Raw genomic sequence first — 17,301 nt, 5'->3', positions numbered from 1 at the left:
ATTTTATATAATCAGTCGATTTTCGCTGCAACATTTCCCGGGGAATGTCGACATAAGCTCTCGAACAAGAGGTGAATATCATGCCTATTCATGTCATTGTGGAAGGTAAGAATGATCGAAGCAAACTGAAACGTCTGGTTGGGCCCGAAATCAACATTCTATGTACGTTTGGAACACTTAATTCCCTCAAGTTGGAGACCCTGCGCAAGCAAGTCGGTTATGATGAAGTCTTTTTATTTATGGATAATGACAGTTCCGGCAAAAAAATTAGAGGTGTACTTCGGGATGCTTTCCCGGATGCAGTACAGATGTATACACGACGAGGATATGCGGGTGTGGAAGGAACACCTGATGAGTATATCATTGCCCAGCTGGAAAAGGCCGGGTTAGAGACATACATCCAATACCCTGAACATCCTTCCTTTTAAAATGAAATACCAAAAGGCTGCCTTTGGGTTGATATCCAACCTGAAGGCAGCCTTTACAATATGAGTAACATGATTATTCGTTGATCAGATTGCGAATATCCTCGGCAATGACAGCAGGCACAACGTCCTCTGTATTAAATGCATTATATACCTTGCGTAGCTGGTTGTTCTCATCCACCAGACCAATCATATTCATATGGGCAAAATCATCCTTACTCTCCCCATCGATCAGGATCTGGAATGATTCCCTGGCGAACTGTTTGGTTTTGTCCATATCGCCTCGCAAGAAGTACCATCCGGAATAATCCGCGTGGAAGCGGTCCGCAAACGTCTTAATCTTCTCTCTTGTATCGACTTTCGGGTCGAATGAAATAGATACAAATGAGACATCTTTACCAAAGGTATCGTCCTCTTTCAACAGATCCTGCACCTGGGATAACGTAAAGGTCGTAATAGGGCAGACATCCGGACAACTGGTGAAATAAAAGTAGAACAAGCGGACTTTCCCTTGAGTATCCTCCAGCGATACTGTACTGCCATCTACATTTTCCATAGAAAAGGATTGGATTTCACGAATCTCGGGTAATTTTTCCTTACTGGCAAATACGGTGCCCCACATCAGATACACAGCCATAATCAGTGCGAGCCCGAGCAGCATCCATGTCCATTTGTACTTTTTCAGCATCTTCCTCGTCCCTTCTGCATCTTTTCTTATGAATACGCATACATATGTGAATCCAAAATCACGTTTGTTTCGCTTTATCCATCTACTGTGACATATGTATTCAAAGAAACCTACTTTTTATGAGATTCTATATTATTGTAACGGTTTAAAGGAACAATGCCCATAAATTATTTTAGCATTGTATATCATTCGAATAGTATCGTACGTTCTCTGGCGATTTTCTCACTGTATCCGATATAAAGTTTATCATAGGAAATGCCAAAATAGTTTGACAAACTACGTACATTTATTGGGTATGGCACAGGAAATTGTCATAACTTTGAAATTAGGGATGTTTTGCATCCTGACAAACGGATATTATACACTATATATGGGTATCACCTAGATAGAGAAGTAATATGCCTTAGAACGATATACCACACAAAGGAGACGTTTATGGATACCTCTACACATTTTGTCATGGGGATTGGTCTAGCCGGTCTGGCTTATGTCGATCCTGTCGTCGCGGCGAGTCCCATGCTTGCAGCTGCGGTAATGGTTGGCACGATCGCCGGTTCCCAGGCCCCGGACATTGATACTGCGTTACGTCTCAAAAGCAACTCGCTTTACATTCGGAATCATCGGGGCTTGTCACACTCTCTGCCATTTCTCCTGTTATGGGTTTTGCTCATCACCGGCGTCATTGCACTGATATTCCCTGGTGTCCCTATTGGACACGTTGCCACCTGGACCGCTGTGGCCGTAGGCTTTCACGTATTCACCGATCTGTTCAACACCTATGGAACCCAAGCCGCCCGGCCTTTTACAGAACGCTGGATTGCCTGGAACATCATTCATATTTTTGATCCGTTTCTATTCACTACCCATGTCATAGCTATCCTGTTATGGGCTTTTGATCTGATCGCCCCTGCACCACTCTTCGTTACGTTGTATAGTTTGACCGGTTTATATTATATATGGCGAACGATTGCTCGTGCACAAGCGGTCAGAAAAGTTAGACGTCTCGACAACAGCCCAGAGCAGGCAAGATACATCGTCATTCCAACGATATCATGGAACCGCTGGCATGTGGTTAAACGAGTTGAGGACGGCAGTTATGTGATCGGTAAAATGGATGGTTCTAATCTGGTATGGAGTCTGCACGCTTCGTCTTCTACTCATGCGGCCGTTGCTGCTTCACGCAAATCACCGGAAGTCAGTGCCTTCCTCTATTTCACCTCCTATGCGGTGGCAGAGGTTGAAGAACTGCCTGCCGGTTACAAGGTCCGTTGGGCAGATGTACGTTATCGACACCGGAAACAATATCCATTTGTCGCTGTGATTGTGATGGATCGGAATTTTGAAACGATTGATACGTATGTAGGCTGGTTAAGCGATGAGAAAATGGATAAAAAACTTTTATCTGCACGCCCTTGACGAAGTGAGCATGGCAAGGCACAATCAGACATAGGAACTGATACGCGAGAAAGCCCGGAGCGTTTCCGCTCCGGGCTTTCCGTTTATCCTGTTTTGTTGCTGTTGGTTAAAATAAATTATTTGCCAGACCCAGCCAGAGACTGCTCAGCGATTTGTACCAGACGTTTGGTGATATATCCACCCAAAGATCCTGTTTCACGGGAAGTGTAGTTACCATAGTAACCGTCTTGTGGGATAGTTACACCCAGTTCCTGTGCAGCCTCGATTTTCAATTGTTGCAGTGCTGAATTTGCCTGAGGTACCACCAAGTTGTTAGAACGAGATCCTTGAGCCATATTTATAATCTCCCTTCAATCTGTGTCTGTAATGTAATTGCAAGCTTGCAAGATTATTATGGCTCGTAGGCTACAGGTTATACGGAGTTTTACTAAATTTGTAGATGGAGGTTTTTCCCAATGAGTAAAGGCTTGTCCCTATGGTTCGCATTCTCTTCGATTATCTTGTTAACGGTTTCAGCAATTATGATCTCCTACTCCGGTTGGTTTGCTGCACTACTGTTTGTCCTGTCCATTGCCAACATTGGCTGGGGATTTGTGATTCGCGCCAAAAAAGAACGTCAGGAAGTTCGCTCGGCTGCTTCAGAGCCCACTTCTTGATTAGTTCATTTGATAGTTCAATAATGAACGCACAAATAAAGAGGAGTCCTTCAATAGGGCTCCTCTTTATTTGTGTTAACTATTCATTGCGTGAAATGAAGATCTTTGTTCAGGACTACTGTTTACGTCTCGGAACAAATCCCATACGTTCTTTCACTGCATCCAACGTTTGAGCAGCAACTTCTTCTGCACGACGGGCTGACGTATCCAGAACATCCGCCAATTCGCCAGACTCACGAATCTCATTATATCGTTGTTGGAGCGGTTCAATCACAGATACAACCACTTCAGCCAGTTCCTTTTTGAATGGACCGTACATCTTGCCTTCATAACGCTCAGCTACTTCCTTAAGCGTCATACCTGCACATTCAGCGTAGATACTCATCAGATTGCTGACTTCCGGTTTGTTTGCGGGATCATATACAACTTCACGTCCCGAATCTGTAGTGGCACGGCTGATTTTTTTGCGAATCACATCCGGCGGATCCAGCAGGGCAATATAGCTGCCAGCGTTAGGGTTACTTTTGCTCATTTTCGAAGAGGCATCATCAAGTGACATTACCCGTGCACCCACCTGCGGGATATACGGATCTGGAATGGTGAAGTACTCCCCATAACGGTGGTTAAAACGTCCTGCCAGATCACGTGTCAGTTCCAGATGCTGCTTCTGATCTTCACCTACTGGCACAAGGTCAGCATTGTATAACAAAATATCAGCCGCCATTAATGATGGATACACAAACAGTCCGGCACCAACCGAATCTTTACCGGATGATTTATCCTTAAACTGAGTCATGCGTTCAAGCTCACCCATGGAGGTCAGCGTTGTCATCAACCAGCCCAATTCCGCGTGCTGCGGTACATGGGATTGCAGAAATACGTTAGATTTCGACGGATCAATACCTGCTGCAATAAACAGTGCGGCTACCGCTTCAGACTGTTCACGCAATGCTGCTGGCTCCTGAGCCACGGTGATGGCGTGAAGATCAACCACCATGAAATGACATTGATAGTCATGCTGGAGTTTTACAAAATTTTTGATTGCACCAATATAGTTGCCCAATGTGAGCTTACCGCTTGGCTGAATACCTGAAAGTACTGTTTTCATTACACATAACGCCTCCCTGATTGTTATAAAAAACTCCTGCCATTCTCTGCGAACGCAAAAAGGCCCCACATCCGCAAGGGACGTGAGACCGTGGTGCCACCCTTATTCGCTTTTCTTCGATTGCTCCTGACCCTGAAATCAAGTCAAGCTGAAGAAATGCCTTCATTGTTCCGTAACGTGGATTATACGGCAGACTCTAGTGGGGCAAGCCCATCTCTGGCTTAACCTGTTCAAACCTACACTCAAGGGTCCATTCGGTAAAGAGCTCACACCGGTTCACATCAACCACCGGCTTTCTGGAGAGGATTCTCTTGGCCTACTTATCCCTGTCATCGATTTCATGTCATTTAATTCTAATAAATGCTTTTAGAGTTCCATCTTAATGCGCACAGGCGTGAATGTCAAAATGAGTTGAACTTTTTTACCCGAGACATCAAAATCTGTTATGATGGAATTGCTTATCCTGTTGCCTGCTTCACACGAAATAGCGCAGGAAATCGCTGGCATGTACACAACGACACGCCTGCAGCAGTAGCTTCATCACAACTGCTTGCAGACAGATTTCAAGTGGGAAAAGGAGCATCGATATGAAACAAGTGACCAAAGGCCAATGGAATGGTTACGACACGTATATCCTACATAGCCGTGAATTGGAAATCACCCTGCTGCCGCGTCTTGGAAATAATATTATTTCGATTCGCGATTTAGTGCAGGACAGAGATGTCGTCCGCCGTCCGGATGAAGACGATCTTGCCTTTTATCTGCAGAAGCCGTACCATTTTGGCGTTCCTCTCCTGATTCCACCAGGGCGCATTCATCGCGGACAATTCGAATATGAAGGCGTTCGTTACCAGTTTGATCAGAACACGGCGAATGACAACCATATTCACGGTCTCCACCGTACCCAATCCTGGTGTGTAAGTGACATTGAGGAAGATGAAGACGGCTGTGCAATTACGACTGAATTACTGACCGAAAATGAAGAGCATTGGATGGCACAATTCCCGATTCCCCTAAAACTTGAGATGACGTTCAGTCTGCAAAACGCTGTATTTAGCCAGCGTCTGAGAGTCACCAATCTGAGCTCAACACCTGCTCCTTTTGGGATGGGATATCATACATGGTTTTTGTTAGACGGCAAACCTGCCGACTGGACACTGCAACTGCCTGTTTCCGGAATATACGGACAGAATGAAGAACAACTACCGACAGGTGAACTGGAATCCCTGGGTGAATGGTCTGCTCTGAACGAAGGCATCAATTTGCAGGGACGTAACTGGGATACCCTGTTGAAAGCTACCGAAGGTGAACCGGCTACGGCTTACTTACGCAGGCAAGATGGATATACATTGAAATATTCAGCAGATGAAGCGTTTTTCAAACATTGGGTTCTCTTTACCAAAGGTGAATCCGATCAGTTCTTGTGCATTGAACCGTACACTTGGCTCCCGGATGCACCTAATTTGGCTTTATCAGATGAACAAACCGGGTTGATTCGCTTGGAACCGGAACAGCCTGTTGAGATATTTACACGTATTGAGGTTATACCTCCTACAGACTAAGCGAGCTGATCATGCTCTATTTTGCTTTTACGCATATCACCCTCTATTTTGATATCCAAATACAACTTGCCGACCCGCATTGGGTCGGCTTTTTTATGTGTCCTATGCACTGATAGTTATCCATATTTTCCCTTACGCCATATCATGTATATTTCCGTATTCTCTAACCATACTAACATCACCAACCCATAAGGAGGTGACACATATGTACGGAAGTCAAAACCAAGGTAGCGGTAGCCGCTCCAACAACCTGGTCGTTCCCCAAGCAACAGCAGCATTGCAACAATTGAAAATTGAAGCTGCTCAAGAGCTGGGTGTAACTATTCCACAAGATGGTTACTACGGTAACTATACTTCCCGTGAGACAGGTTCTCTGGGTGGATACATCACTAAACGTCTGGTGCAAATCGCTGAGCAGCAATTATCGGGTCGTTCGTAAGCTCGTAATTATTGCTTGAGCCTAAGCAGAATCCAAAAGTAAAAGCGGCCTTCTTCGGAAGTGCCGCTTTCTCTTGTGCAACGAATTATGAGCTCGACTCCATATCTGAATCCTTGTATGTATTGGTTCTAGGGTAACGAATCATCAGGCTCGCCATATTGTAATTAGACTCCATTGTTGCATCTACCAAAATCATACCTTGTCTTACTGTGAAGTCGTACGATATTTCGCCATGTGTCCAATTACGTTTGAATTTCAACGTCTCCAGTGCCATTGCCCGGAAAGAAGTTCTCTGGGTTTCGTTTAGCCCCCCTTCCTCCACATCCATCTGCCCATCTCGTCCAGCTATCGGATTATGTCGAATACCGAATTTCCCAATTACGTTGTTTCGTATTTGCACAAAAACTACCCCTGAATCTAACCCTGATAACTCATTATCAAGTTCTTTGAATACCAGATCCAACTGTCTCGCTAATGAAAGCTCATCAATTTTCATATTAACACTCTCCTTATATGCTTATAGTCCTATACAGCAAGGACTTACGACTCATTATATGACATCATATGTGCTCATTCAACAAAGAACGGCAAAGTTGGGTATTTCTAACTATGATTTGCACAATTAATTGCCATTCCGCTCCCTTAAACTGAGCTTTTTCACTTAATTACGACAAAATCTTCGAGAATCAAAAATGAGGATTCTGTACAAAAAAAGGCTGCAATCCTGTGTCTGTTAACACGGAATTGCAGCCTTTTTATATATATTCAACCTATTATATTCAACTTATTTTTCGGTTGCTGTCATCTGCAGAAACTGCTCAATATCGGCAATAACCAAGTCCGCAGCATTTTGCCAGAATTCCGGTTGTGTCAGGTCCGTACCCAGATGTTTCTGAGCAAGTTCTTCGACCGTCATACGCCCTGTATCCCGCAACAAATCATCATATTTATCTGCAAATGCTGTACCTTCCTGCTGCGCTCTTGCATAGATTCCCGCACTGAACATATAACCGAACGTGTATGGGAAATTATAGAATGGCACACCTGTCAGATAGAAATGCAGTTTGGATGCCCAGAAATGAGGATGATCTGATGCAAGCACACCGCAGAACGCTTCCTGCTGCGCCTCCACCATTAATTTGGATAATTCATCCGCGTTGACCAAGCCTTTTTTGCGTTGTTCGTAGAAACGATTCTCAAACAGGAACCGGGCATGGATGTTCATAAAGAAAGCCACACTTCGCTGTATCTTGTCTTCCAGCAAAGCCAGCTTCTCTTGCTCATCTGTTGCCGCCTGCACCAGGGCATCTGCTACAATCAGTTCAGCAAACGTGGACGCTGTCTCAGCCACATTCATCGCATAACGTTGATTCAATGCAGGCAACTCTTCCATAATGTGTTGATGATATCCATGCCCAAGTTCATGCGCAAGAGTCGACACATTAGATGGTGTCCCGGAGAAGGTCATGAAAATTCGGGTTGCTTTGCTAAGTGGCAAAGACGTACAGAATCCGCCTGGACGCTTGCCAGGACGGTCTTCTGCTTCGATCCAGCGTTTCTCAAAAGCCATCTCTGCAAACGAGGAAAGTTTAGGACTGAACTTGGCAAACTGTTCAACAATATTGATGGCTGCCTCATCGTAAGTGATTTTGCCACTTGATTTACCTACAGGTGCATCTACGTCGCTCCAGCTGAGCTTGTCTACCCCCAGCAGTTCTGCCTTGCGCTCCAGATATTGAACAAGCGCAGGTTTGGCACCGTTAATCACATCCCACATCGTATCCAGTGTCTGACGTGACATCCGGTTGATGGCCAGGGGTTCTTTGAGGATATCATGCCAGCCACGTTTCTCATATAACTTCAGACGGAATCCCGCGAGGTGATTCAGCGTGTCAGCGCAGAAATCTTCGACATCGGTCCAAGCTTGCTCCCAGTTTGCGAATACCGTCTCGCGTACATTCCGATCACTATCGCTCAGCTTGTTGGCAGCCTGTCCTGCGGAGAGCATCACCGTTTCCCCATCTTGCTCAAATGGAATGTTCACCTTGCTGACAATCGTGTTATAGAATTTGCCCCAACCATGGTAACCATCCACACCCAGATCCAGTGCAAGGCCTTCCAGTTCAGGCGACAGCTTCTCACGAGCCAGCGTGCGACTCTCGTTCAGTACAAATGCCAGCGGCTGAATATCTTCCCGAGCAATCCAAGCGTCCCACACCGAATCCGATGTCTGACTGAGTGTATTATCAAACTTCGATTTGCTGCCGTTCAGCATCGCTGAAATAGAACTGATGGCGCCTTGAAGCTGCGTTGCCTTTTTGTCCTTCTGGTTTTGCGATGAGAGGCAGGATACAAACGCAGATCCTTCCGATATGCGGATATAACAGCTTTGCAGTAGTTCCAAAATCGGATCAAATGCAGCCGTCTCTTTTAATGAAGTCGGTGCATCTGTTTCGTTCAACAGATGTTGCAGTTTACGTACATCCTCTTCCAGTTCAATCAGATACGCAGCAAATGTCTCGGAGGAAGAACCTCCACTAAAAATGGACTCCAGGTCCCATACTGGGTGTAATGGCGTTTTCATTTAATAAGGCACCTCTCTCTATAAATTGGATGGTTAGGATTGAATTAAAAACTGGTTTTCTGTGAGCCATATCTCTATACTAGAGAAATAGCTACAGAGGTTGTTCAAAAAGCCCACTTTTGATTACGAATCATGCCTAACGGCATCATCAGCATCGAATATGAAATTCAGCCGAAATGTCCGTTGCTCACGTAGTTTGCCTACGCTCCGCTACTCCATTTCTAGCTTCATTCCATCTTCTCGGTACTGAAAACCAGACTTTTTGAACATGTATTCATAGTAACTTTCAGGAGGTAAACGTATGAAACCTTTACAAGTATCGGCTGATACAGCCGTCAAATTAGCAGAATCCCTGGGCGTACCTTTGGAGCACCTGATGCACATGCCCCAACATATCCTGATGCAGAAGATTGCGGAACTCGCCAAACAAGAAGCCTCCAAACCTTCCGCACCAGAAGGCGAACAAGAATGATTCCGTTTGAGAACAGCTGGCCTTACGATATTGTGATGGGAGACATCTATGTACAGCAATGTCCCTACTGTCATGCAAGCAACGTGCTGCTCCCCCTCAAACCCAAAGAGCTTGTGCTCATTCGCGAAGGCAAAAAGAAATTACTGGTCTTTCCCTGCTGTAATACAAGCATGACCGTGATCGACAACGACAGTGACTATTTGTTATCCAGCCGTCCTGTCCGTAACTAATGTAAGATCAACCTAGAGGGGGCTGCGCTTTGCAGCCTCTTTGTCTGTTTCCAGCATCTCTTCAGGGAGTTCCAACTTACTTGAAATCATCTGCTCACGCAGCACGGCCCACTGTTCCCTTGAAGCACGAATCATGGCCGCATCTGTGATCCGCTTGTCATGAATGACCTTGCTGAACCATTGCACTGCTTCATTAAACCGGCCTACCCTGCGGTTCAATTCCCCGAGCAAATACAACAGTTTGGCTTCATTGCCACCCGTTCCTTCACGTTCGAACACCTTCACATAGGCTTCCAGGCTAAATTCAAGAAAACGATGTTCCTGTGCATGGTCCTCCATATAACGATACAACCAAGCTATATGATGCAACAGACCAGCAACGACACGATCTTTCTCCTGGATAACCTGTGCGCACAGCAAGGCAAGCTTGTACGTTGCCAACGCCTGTTCCAGTGTTCGTGCTCCGCTATAATCACGTTTAACCCAGCGGTTACCGATCTGTTCCTTAAAAGCCTTGCGCTGAGCATCATTTAAATGCTCCGTTGCGTTCTCCGTCGTGGCAAACCCGCACTGCGGACAGATGCGAACCACATAAAAATCTGGATTCTCCAGCTTGTAGTAAGCACAAAAATCCGAATCCGTCCGGTAGGGCCTTTTCAAACTCGGTCTTACCCGTGAGGTTTCATACTCGGTTTCGCAATAATGGCAGGTCACCTTCACCTTATACAGCGGCTCTAATTCCAATTTCTTCCATCCCTCTCCCGTACGCTTGTAATCATATTCGGATCTACGGTGTATTCACAAAATGATGTGCAGGCCCGGATAAACGCTGCAGGATAAACGCATGCAAGGGCTCCTCCACACCAATCTGTGTTAAGGCTTGATCCATACATGCAAGCCACGCCTCAGCCCGTTCAACAGTCACTTCAAAATGCATATGACGGGCACGCATCATCGGATGTCCAAACGCCTCGGAAAACAGCCCTGGTCCTCCAAAAAACTGAGACAAAAACATATACTGCTTGTCGATGACCGGCTGAATATCTTCCGGGAAAAGCGGAGCCAGCTGCTCATTCTGCTGAACGATCGGATAGAAAGCCTCGACCAGTGCGCGAACACCTTTCTCACCGCCAAGATTGTCATAAATGCTTAAACTGGGATTCATTCGTCTGATTCCCCTTTCTGATGTCGAATTTTGCCATATATTACACGTTCCGTGAACATTGTGAAAACAGTAACAATATCCAGGCCACAAAAGCCTTTATCTCCATTCTATCAAAAAAAACCAAAAAGTCCTATATAACATGAAATCATCAGGACATGTAACCTGCCATCTGTATATAGGACCTTATTCGAAACATAACACAAAAAAAGCGCCAACCGCTTGGGTTGGCGCACTAGTATTTCATTAATAACTCCGCCAGTCCTCTTCCTCAGAGCGTACCAGCGAGGCACGTATCACATATACAAAAGCACAGACCAGGATTCCGGTGACAAGACTCATGATCATCACTCCATCCGAATTGAATTCCACCTTGGAGACAATTAGGTGACGTTCAGGCGTTTTTCTCATTTTAGCACACATCACTCAAAAACACAGCCACTTTTGCAAGCGCTTTCTACGTATAATTTTGTACTGTTTGTCCACTTTTTTTCATATATTGATGGCAATAACATCACAGACTTCCGCACACCGACCATTCCAAATATAAAGGAGAAGAATTCATGGCTGCTTCACAACGACTCACCCATGTCCTGGTCACAATCGCTCTCCTGATCCTTTGTGTGTTAATGGTCTTGTATCCAGCGGAAACCTGGCATGCAGGTGTACGTGGACTGTCCATCTGGTGGGACGTATTGTTTCCCTCCCTTTTTCCTTTTTTGGTGCTGTCCGAGCTGCTGCTCGGCTTTGGCATTGTTCATTTTCTAGGTACCTTGCTGAATCCACTGATGCGTCCATTGTTTCGTGTTCCCGGAAGCGGTGGTTTTGTATTTGCCGTGAGCTGTGCATCCGGTTATCCTACAGGGGCGAAACTGACCGCTCAGTTATGGGAACAAAAGCTGGTTACCCGGGAAGAAGGAGAACGGCTCGTTGCCTTCACTACATCATCCGATCCGATCTTCATGATTGGAGCGGTATCGGTTGGATTCTTCCATAATGTCGCCATTGCTCCAGTATTGGTTGCGAGCCATTACGCTGCAGCTTTTCTGGTGGGTATGCTCATGCGTTTTCACGGGGGTACAGCAAAAGGCTCACACCCAGACAGTTCTTTTGGATCTCCATCGGAGGGGATACCTAGAAACAGACTGGTCCGGGCCATCTATGCGATGCATGAAGCAAGAAAAGCTGACGGACGGGCATTTGGTGAACTGCTGCGCCAGGCAGTCTCCTCATCCCTTCGCCTTATTATTATCGTAGGAGGGCTGGTTGTATTCTTCTCGGTCATGATGGAGCTACTTGTCCAGACCGGTTGGCTTGGCGGATTATACGGGATAACCGAGCAATTGTTACGACATAGCGGACTGCCTCCATCCTTATCTCCTAGCTTGGTCGGTGGGCTGTTTGAAGTAACGCTGGGGAACAAAGAGGCTGGGAGTGCCGGGGCATCCATCCCACTCGTCTATAAAGTAGCAGCAGCAGCCTTTGTTCTCTCTTGGGGTGGATTATCCGTCCATGCACAGATTATGAGTGTTCTTAGCAACACACCCATGAGATACGGTCCATTTCTATTTGCCAGAGCAATCCATGCGCTAATCGCACCTATGCTGGTCCTGCTGTTGTGGACACCCCTGATGGGGCGTTCCTCTTCACCCGTTCTCATGGAGCCCGGTTTCATCCCATCGTTATCAACGTATACACCGGACTGGGGACTGATTTTCTTATCCGGAATGATTGTTTTTGTAAGCCTCATCGTGTTGTTGTTATTCCTTGCGATATTAAGTTCCATTCTCAAGCCTAGACGACATACCAAAAAATAAGTGAACGATTCATCTATATTTAACTGAATATGCGCCCAAACGTTGTGTTCTTCCGCGGAATTGATTATCATCGGTAGTATAATGACCACAAAGGAGCTTTCATCTTGAGATACTATGTTCAAGACCGCGGAGACCAGTTATCGATTGATCTCAGTCAGCAGTTTCACGCGCTGGCGAAGGAAGAAGGGTTCAAGCTGGATGCAGAATCGCCGGAGATTGTTATCTCCATCGGGGGCGATGGTACGATGCTACAGGCATTTCACAATTTCATCGACCGTATTCCGGATATTGCTTTTGTTGGGGTTCATACAGGCCATCTCGGCTTTTACGCCGATTGGAAGAAGGAAGAATTACGGGAGTTAGTCAGGCTGATGAGTGGCAAGGGAGATCCGGAGCGTCTCAAACCACGTATTGTACAATACCCACTCTTGGAGCTTGAGATTCGTAAAAAGTCGGGGAATTCCTCTTACATCGCCCTTAATGAATTTACGTTAAAAGGTGTAGACGGTACCGTCGTAGCCCAGGTCGATATTAACGATGTGACATTTGAGATGTTCCGTGGGGATGGCATCTGTGTATCCACGCCATCAGGCAGCACGGCATACAACAAGGCCCTTGGCGGTGCCATGGTTCATCCAACCATCGAGGCGATTCAGATTGCGGAGATTGCATCGATTAATAACCGGGTCTATCGTACACTTGGTTCACCGGTTATTTTGCCCAAGCATCATCATTGTGATATTTTCTCCCGCAAGGATCAGCGGTTATTGATGACGATTGATCATGTGAATGTGATGGTGGAGGATCTGATCTCCGTCCGTTGTCAGGTATCCAGTCACAAGGTCAGTTTCGCACGTTTCCGCCCTTATCCATTCTGGAACCGGGTTCGCACGGCATTTCTTGACTAAAATAAACACACCAAAAAAGCGGTCCTTCTCAGGAACCGCTTTTTGCTTTGGCTTGAGGTTGATCCTTGCTCTTCTGAAGCACAAAGTACGCACAGCCAAAGTTACAATATTCATTGATATAATCCACCATACTGGCAATCGTGGAATCCTTCGTTGCTTTTGGATGGTTATCACGGTAAAAACCTTTTAACCTCAACTGGCTATAACCCCAGTCTCCGATAATATAATCATAACGCTCCAGCACTTCACTGTAACGATCACGGAAGACCTCTGGATTCCAGCCTTCTTTGTGGTTCTGGACGATTTCATAATTTTTGCCGCCGATCTGTACAATGACCGGTTCTTTGGGCTTTTCCTCAACTGATTCAACAACTGATTCCTGAACCGGCTCCTGGATCTGCTCCTGAAGTTGGTCCTGAATCTGTTCTGTGATTTTTTCTTCTTCCAATCCGGTATCCTCCATCACGCGTGTGTTGCCGCCTGTTCAGCATGTTTGGTAGCCGATTTCACCTGTTCATGCGCATGGTAGGAGCTGCGTACCATCGGGCCGGATTCGACGTGGCTGAACCCACGTTTTAATCCTTCCTGTTTCAATGCAGCAAACTCCTCTGGCGGATAATACTTTTCAACATACAGATGTTTCTCCGATGGCTGCAAATATTGACCAATCGTCATAATATCACAGTTCACCGCACGAAGATCATCCATTGTTGATAAAATTTCATTATATTCCTCACCTACACCAAGCATAATGCTTGATTTCGTAGGGATGTTAGGTTGCATTTCTTTGGCACGAGCAAGCAATTCCAGTGAACGTTTATATTTCGCCTTGGCACGCACTTTGTCTGACAACCGCTCAACCGTCTCAATATTGTGATTCAGAATGTCCGGTTTGGCATCCATTACAATCTGCAAAGATTCCCGATCGCCCAGAAAGTCTGGAATGAGTACTTCAACGCTACACAATGGCAACCGTCGTCTTACGGCCTTCACGGTCTCTGCAAAAATCGTAGCTCCCCCATCCTTCAGGTCATCACGGGCTACACTTGTAATTACGCAGTGTTGCAGATTCATCTGCTCTGCTGCTTCCGCCACACGTTCTGGTTCCTGCAAATCAAGCTCCGTTGGCAAGCCTGTATTCACCGCGCAAAAACGGCATGCCCTTGTGCAAATGTCGCCCAAAATCATAAAAGTGGCCGTTCGATTGGCCCAGCATTCATAAATATTCGGACACCGTGCTTCCTCACATACCGTATGCAACGTTTTGGAACGCATCATCGTTTTCATTTCCTGATAGTTATCGCCGGTTGTCAATTTGATCCGAATCCAATCCGGCTTCGGTTCTTTAACACGTTTAGCCAATGCATAAACCTTCTTTCTACTGAAGTTAGGCTGTTGCTCGGAACATATTATACCATGAAAGCGCTGGAAAAACCCCCATTTGTCACATCTTGTGCATTCATGCCCGATATGGACAATTTGTATAATTGGATTCCCCCCAAGAGCTTACATGGATAAAATGAGAACTTTTGAAGAACGCTAACCTTTAGCTTGGTTCATCGGGTACCTTGTATCATTCTAATGGAAAGGGGTTGCTTCCCAGTGCAACAACGCTTGACCTTCAGGCAGACGTACCGCTTTTGGATCAAAACATTACTTGCAGGTACTCTGCTTCTCCCATTCTTGCCTGTTGAAGTTTACGGTGAACCCGCCCAGGCCGCTCCCAAACCACAGGTTGCCGAGTTAAAACCCGCAGAAATTTTCGCTGCACGTCGCCATTTATATGAAACCATCGGTCAGATGACCCAGATTCCCTGGTACAGGCTTGCTGCCATTGATCAGTATGAACGAACGATTACTCGTGCACATCCAAAGGATCGCAAGCATCCGGAGCGGCTTACGGGTATCTTCATGACCCCTCCGGCCTGGAGAGGATGGCTAAATCCCGATGAGACGGATCAACATCCGGAATCCATTCTTTTTTTCAAAGGATATGGACGTGATGGTTCAGGAGACGGTATAGCGGATGCCAACAATGATCAGGATGTGCTGTACAGCATGGCTTCTGTTATTCAAGGTTACGGAAACAAACAAGAGGACTTCAACATTGCCTTGTGGGAATATTATCACAACTCCCGTGCTGTGCAACGGATACAGCAATTCGCGAAGTTATATGAGCATTTTGACAATCTGGATCTATTCGGACATGCCTTTCCGGTCCCGCTCGGAACCAACTACTCCTATCGCAGTACCTGGGGGACAAAAAGAAGCTGGGGCGGTTATCGCATTCATGAGGGAACAGATATTTTCGCCCCGCATGGCCTGCCTGTGCGCAGTACCTGTTACGGGGTCGTGGAAATCAAAGGCTGGAATCCGTTTGGTGGCTGGCGCATCGGAATTCGGGATTTGAACAATCATTATCACTATTACGCCCACCTTTCGGGTTTTGACAAAAGTGCACGCATCGGTGAAGTTGTGATCCCCGGTCAGGTCGTAGGTTGGGTTGGCAGTTCGGGTTACGGGAAACCTGGGACACAGGGCAAATTCCCTCCACATCTGCACTATGGGATCTATCGCGACAGCGGACTGCACGAATGGTCGTTCGACCCTTATCCACAGCTGAAACATTGGGAACAGGATGAACGCAAACAAAAGAGCAAGAAAAACAAGTGAGACGAGGATATGCACGATCAGCAAAGCGAAAAAGGGACCTCTTTAATAGAGGCCCCTTTCTTTGCTTTGCAATTCAAATTTGTGTGTATCATGGGTGCGCGTCCTTATTGAGCTGCAATCCCCCATTCACATCAGGCAGATCATCCGGCTCAATTTCAAGTTCATTCCTTTGCAAATGGTCTGACGGCGTCTGTTGCTGATTCTGGCCAGGGGGATTCGTAGTTACTCCATTACCGCTTGATACACCCGTATGACCTGATGGCAGCGCAATAGCTGGGGCATTACTGCCGTTACTGCCCACTGGCTTGCCCTGATTATCGTAATAATACATTGGCACATCCCCGACAACCAAAAGGTAGGAAATCGGGATTTCCGTATCGACCGTTTCGGGTTCCATGTCGAAGGGCACCACGACCGCGACCTCAGCAATGATGTGAATGTACACTTCCACCAAAATCATGTTAATACCCGCATTCTGTTGACGGGTGTTCAGATCCACTTTGACAGCACCTTGGGGCTCAATACGAACCGGTATACTCGGGCCAAATGAAGCCAACACCGGACTGCCCAGCGCCTGCCCCAGTGGGATTTTTTCTTTTAACATGTGTACATTCTGCAACGTAGATTGCACAATATTCATCGTACTTGCAGTGATTCGCATATGCTCATTGTAGTTCAGCATGAAACCGGACACTTTCCCGGCGGTATCCGTCTTCCAGTCAATCAGTCCTTCGTTGGTTTTGCCATCGGCAACCTGTGCTGTAATCGCCTTGTTGATCGCTTCGGTCGCAATCTGCTTCACTCTGATCTTGGCCAAGTGCATGATGGGGGGCTTCATCTTTTTATCCACATAAGCAAAGCCCTGCATCAAACAAAACGCGGTGACCAATAAAATGATCAACCACATTTTGCGTTTGCCGCTTGGCGGCTTACGGCGTCTCCGGCTTCGCCATTTTCTTCTCATCATCGAAGTGTCCCTCCCCTACGGGATGAGCTATAGGCTATATGTTAACCTTATGCACCGTTGTCCCGAAAAAGAAGGACAGCACATGGACACTGGATAAAAAGTAACAACAACATGAAAGGGACAAGCACTCCTCATTGGTTAAACTAACCTCGAATCGGAAACTACATAAACAGAGATAAAAAAACCTTTCACCC

General features: G+C 46.2%; 21 protein-coding genes and 1 other annotated feature. Of the genes, 10 read left to right on the top strand and 11 right to left on the bottom strand.

Annotation, left to right across the window (positions count from 1 at the left end):
- Nucleotides 1–80: 80 nt before the first annotated feature.
- The gene (locus CXK86_RS18290) at nucleotides 81–428 is read left to right on the top strand and encodes a toprim domain-containing protein (RefSeq protein ID WP_062837991.1); all 348 of its coding nucleotides are present in this window, start codon (nucleotides 81–83) and stop codon (nucleotides 426–428) included.
- Between the two features lie 73 nt (nucleotides 429–501).
- Here CXK86_RS18290 and CXK86_RS18285 read toward each other — a convergent pair whose 3' ends face one another.
- Entirely contained in the window at nucleotides 502–1,113 is a 612-nt protein-coding gene (locus CXK86_RS18285) for an SCO family protein (protein ID WP_076254612.1), read from the bottom strand.
- 435 nt (nucleotides 1,114–1,548) lie between these two features.
- Between CXK86_RS18285 and CXK86_RS18280 the strand changes: the two genes are divergently transcribed.
- Complete coding sequence (locus CXK86_RS18280) at nucleotides 1,549–2,529, top strand: metal-dependent hydrolase (protein WP_036605731.1); 981 nt, start codon at nucleotides 1,549–1,551, stop codon at nucleotides 2,527–2,529.
- Between the two features lie 116 nt (nucleotides 2,530–2,645).
- Here the strand turns inward: CXK86_RS18280 and CXK86_RS18275 are convergent, their stop codons facing one another.
- Nucleotides 2,646–2,864: an alpha/beta-type small acid-soluble spore protein gene (locus CXK86_RS18275; RefSeq protein ID WP_017692386.1), complete on the bottom strand. Its 219-nt coding sequence runs from the start codon at nucleotides 2,862–2,864 to the stop codon at nucleotides 2,646–2,648.
- Between the two features lie 120 nt (nucleotides 2,865–2,984).
- Here CXK86_RS18275 and CXK86_RS18270 point away from each other — a divergent pair, with 120 nt between their 5' ends.
- Nucleotides 2,985–3,185 (top strand): hypothetical protein, encoded by a 201-nt coding sequence (locus CXK86_RS18270; RefSeq protein ID WP_017692385.1) that lies wholly within the window; start codon nucleotides 2,985–2,987, stop codon nucleotides 3,183–3,185.
- Between the two features lie 115 nt (nucleotides 3,186–3,300).
- Here the strand turns inward: CXK86_RS18270 and trpS are convergent, their stop codons facing one another.
- Entirely contained in the window at nucleotides 3,301–4,293 is a 993-nt protein-coding gene (gene trpS / locus CXK86_RS18265; protein ID WP_036605729.1) for a tryptophan--tRNA ligase, read from the bottom strand.
- Nucleotides 4,294–4,366: 73 nt separating this feature from the next.
- Nucleotides 4,367–4,635 (bottom strand) — a binding site (T-box leader).
- Between the two features lie 245 nt (nucleotides 4,636–4,880).
- Here trpS and CXK86_RS18260 point away from each other — a divergent pair.
- On the top strand, nucleotides 4,881–5,855 hold the full coding sequence (locus CXK86_RS18260; RefSeq protein WP_076254610.1) for an aldose 1-epimerase: 975 nt from the start codon (nucleotides 4,881–4,883) through the stop codon (nucleotides 5,853–5,855).
- Nucleotides 5,856–6,060: 205 nt separating this feature from the next.
- Nucleotides 6,061–6,294: an alpha/beta-type small acid-soluble spore protein gene (locus CXK86_RS18255; RefSeq protein WP_047841310.1), complete on the top strand. Its 234-nt coding sequence runs from the start codon at nucleotides 6,061–6,063 to the stop codon at nucleotides 6,292–6,294.
- 85 nt (nucleotides 6,295–6,379) lie between these two features.
- On the opposite strand, the gene CXK86_RS18250 is transcribed toward CXK86_RS18255, so the two are convergent.
- On the bottom strand, nucleotides 6,380–6,790 hold the full coding sequence (locus CXK86_RS18250) for an O-methyltransferase (RefSeq protein WP_076254608.1): 411 nt from the start codon (nucleotides 6,788–6,790) through the stop codon (nucleotides 6,380–6,382).
- A 288-nt stretch (nucleotides 6,791–7,078) separates the two neighbouring features.
- Nucleotides 7,079–8,878 carry a M3 family oligoendopeptidase gene (locus CXK86_RS18245; RefSeq protein WP_076254606.1) on the bottom strand — a complete coding sequence of 600 codons (1,800 nt, stop codon included), beginning with the start codon at nucleotides 8,876–8,878 and terminating at the stop codon, nucleotides 7,079–7,081.
- A gap of 301 nt (nucleotides 8,879–9,179) precedes the next feature.
- Here CXK86_RS18245 and CXK86_RS18240 point away from each other — a divergent pair, with 301 nt between their 5' ends.
- Complete coding sequence (locus tag CXK86_RS18240) at nucleotides 9,180–9,350, top strand: YycC family protein (protein WP_017692379.1); 171 nt, start codon at nucleotides 9,180–9,182, stop codon at nucleotides 9,348–9,350.
- Nucleotides 9,347–9,580, top strand: coding sequence for a hypothetical protein (locus CXK86_RS18235; protein WP_017692378.1), 234 nt, complete (start codon nucleotides 9,347–9,349; stop codon nucleotides 9,578–9,580). Before CXK86_RS18240 ends, CXK86_RS18235 begins: the two co-directional genes overlap by 4 nt.
- Before the next feature lie 12 nt (nucleotides 9,581–9,592).
- Here the strand turns inward: CXK86_RS18235 and CXK86_RS18230 are convergent, their stop codons facing one another.
- The 3 genes from CXK86_RS18230 to CXK86_RS32130 all read right to left on the bottom strand — a co-directional run bounded on the left by CXK86_RS18230 (nucleotide 9,593) and on the right by CXK86_RS32130 (nucleotide 11,153).
- The gene (locus tag CXK86_RS18230) at nucleotides 9,593–10,324 is read right to left on the bottom strand and encodes a DUF2225 domain-containing protein (protein ID WP_076254604.1); all 732 of its coding nucleotides are present in this window, start codon (nucleotides 10,322–10,324) and stop codon (nucleotides 9,593–9,595) included.
- Between the two features lie 43 nt (nucleotides 10,325–10,367).
- Nucleotides 10,368–10,745 (bottom strand): globin domain-containing protein, encoded by a 378-nt coding sequence (locus CXK86_RS18225; RefSeq protein ID WP_076254602.1) that lies wholly within the window; start codon nucleotides 10,743–10,745, stop codon nucleotides 10,368–10,370.
- A 243-nt stretch (nucleotides 10,746–10,988) separates the two neighbouring features.
- A complete protein-coding gene (locus tag CXK86_RS32130; protein ID WP_155984997.1) occupies nucleotides 10,989–11,153 on the bottom strand; it encodes a hypothetical protein in 165 nt (54 codons plus the stop codon).
- A gap of 152 nt (nucleotides 11,154–11,305) precedes the next feature.
- On the opposite strand from CXK86_RS32130, the gene ylbJ reads away from it, so the two are divergent.
- Complete coding sequence (gene ylbJ, locus CXK86_RS18220) at nucleotides 11,306–12,559, top strand: sporulation integral membrane protein YlbJ (RefSeq protein WP_047841314.1); 1,254 nt, start codon at nucleotides 11,306–11,308, stop codon at nucleotides 12,557–12,559.
- A 104-nt stretch (nucleotides 12,560–12,663) separates the two neighbouring features.
- Nucleotides 12,664–13,467, top strand: coding sequence for an NAD kinase (locus CXK86_RS18215; RefSeq protein WP_036673293.1), 804 nt, complete (start codon nucleotides 12,664–12,666; stop codon nucleotides 13,465–13,467).
- Between the two features lie 28 nt (nucleotides 13,468–13,495).
- Here CXK86_RS18215 and CXK86_RS18210 read toward each other — a convergent pair whose 3' ends face one another.
- Nucleotides 13,496–13,915: a YutD family protein gene (locus CXK86_RS18210; RefSeq protein WP_235200693.1), complete on the bottom strand. Its 420-nt coding sequence runs from the start codon at nucleotides 13,913–13,915 to the stop codon at nucleotides 13,496–13,498.
- A gap of 14 nt (nucleotides 13,916–13,929) precedes the next feature.
- A complete protein-coding gene (gene lipA, locus CXK86_RS18205) occupies nucleotides 13,930–14,829 on the bottom strand; it encodes a lipoyl synthase (protein WP_017692371.1) in 900 nt (299 codons plus the stop codon).
- A 240-nt stretch (nucleotides 14,830–15,069) separates the two neighbouring features.
- Here lipA and CXK86_RS18200 point away from each other — a divergent pair, with 240 nt between their 5' ends.
- Entirely contained in the window at nucleotides 15,070–16,140 is a 1,071-nt protein-coding gene (locus tag CXK86_RS18200; protein WP_076254601.1) for a M23 family metallopeptidase, read from the top strand.
- An 88-nt stretch (nucleotides 16,141–16,228) separates the two neighbouring features.
- Here CXK86_RS18200 and yunB read toward each other — a convergent pair whose 3' ends face one another.
- Complete coding sequence (yunB, locus tag CXK86_RS18195; protein ID WP_076254599.1) at nucleotides 16,229–17,107, bottom strand: sporulation protein YunB; 879 nt, start codon at nucleotides 17,105–17,107, stop codon at nucleotides 16,229–16,231.
- Nucleotides 17,108–17,301 lie beyond the last annotated feature (194 nt).

Origin of the sequence: Paenibacillus sp. BGI2013 (assembly GCF_002843485.1) — a bacterium.
Lineage (GTDB): Bacteria > Bacillota > Bacilli > Paenibacillales > Paenibacillaceae > Paenibacillus > Paenibacillus amylolyticus.
The sequence above is the reverse complement of the archived record's forward strand: the minus strand, read 5'-3'. Positions and strand labels throughout refer to the sequence as shown.

Bases quoted from the DNA above. Each gene is read 5' to 3' on its own strand.
- CXK86_RS18290 (WP_062837991.1), top strand. From the start codon at position 81: ATGCCTATTCATGTCATTGTGGAAGGTAAGAATGATCGAAGCAAACTG.
- CXK86_RS18285 (WP_076254612.1), bottom strand. From the start codon at position 1,113: ATGCTGAAAAAGTACAAATGGACATGGATGCTGCTCGGGCTCGCACTG.
- CXK86_RS18280 (WP_036605731.1), top strand. From the start codon at position 1,549: ATGGATACCTCTACACATTTTGTCATGGGGATTGGTCTAGCCGGTCTG.
- CXK86_RS18275 (WP_017692386.1), bottom strand. From the start codon at position 2,864: ATGGCTCAAGGATCTCGTTCTAACAACTTGGTGGTACCTCAGGCAAAT.
- CXK86_RS18270 (WP_017692385.1), top strand. From the start codon at position 2,985: ATGAGTAAAGGCTTGTCCCTATGGTTCGCATTCTCTTCGATTATCTTG.
- trpS (WP_036605729.1), bottom strand. From the start codon at position 4,293: ATGAAAACAGTACTTTCAGGTATTCAGCCAAGCGGTAAGCTCACATTG.
- CXK86_RS18260 (WP_076254610.1), top strand. From the start codon at position 4,881: ATGAAACAAGTGACCAAAGGCCAATGGAATGGTTACGACACGTATATC.
- CXK86_RS18255 (WP_047841310.1), top strand. From the start codon at position 6,061: ATGTACGGAAGTCAAAACCAAGGTAGCGGTAGCCGCTCCAACAACCTG.
- CXK86_RS18250 (WP_076254608.1), bottom strand. From the start codon at position 6,790: ATGAAAATTGATGAGCTTTCATTAGCGAGACAGTTGGATCTGGTATTC.
- CXK86_RS18245 (WP_076254606.1), bottom strand. From the start codon at position 8,878: ATGAAAACGCCATTACACCCAGTATGGGACCTGGAGTCCATTTTTAGT.
- CXK86_RS18240 (WP_017692379.1), top strand. From the start codon at position 9,180: ATGAAACCTTTACAAGTATCGGCTGATACAGCCGTCAAATTAGCAGAA.
- CXK86_RS18235 (WP_017692378.1), top strand. From the start codon at position 9,347: ATGATTCCGTTTGAGAACAGCTGGCCTTACGATATTGTGATGGGAGAC.
- CXK86_RS18225 (WP_076254602.1), bottom strand. From the start codon at position 10,745: ATGAATCCCAGTTTAAGCATTTATGACAATCTTGGCGGTGAGAAAGGT.
- CXK86_RS32130 (WP_155984997.1), bottom strand. From the start codon at position 11,153: ATGAGAAAAACGCCTGAACGTCACCTAATTGTCTCCAAGGTGGAATTC.
- ylbJ (WP_047841314.1), top strand. From the start codon at position 11,306: ATGGCTGCTTCACAACGACTCACCCATGTCCTGGTCACAATCGCTCTC.
- yunB (WP_076254599.1), bottom strand. From the start codon at position 17,107: ATGATGAGAAGAAAATGGCGAAGCCGGAGACGCCGTAAGCCGCCAAGC.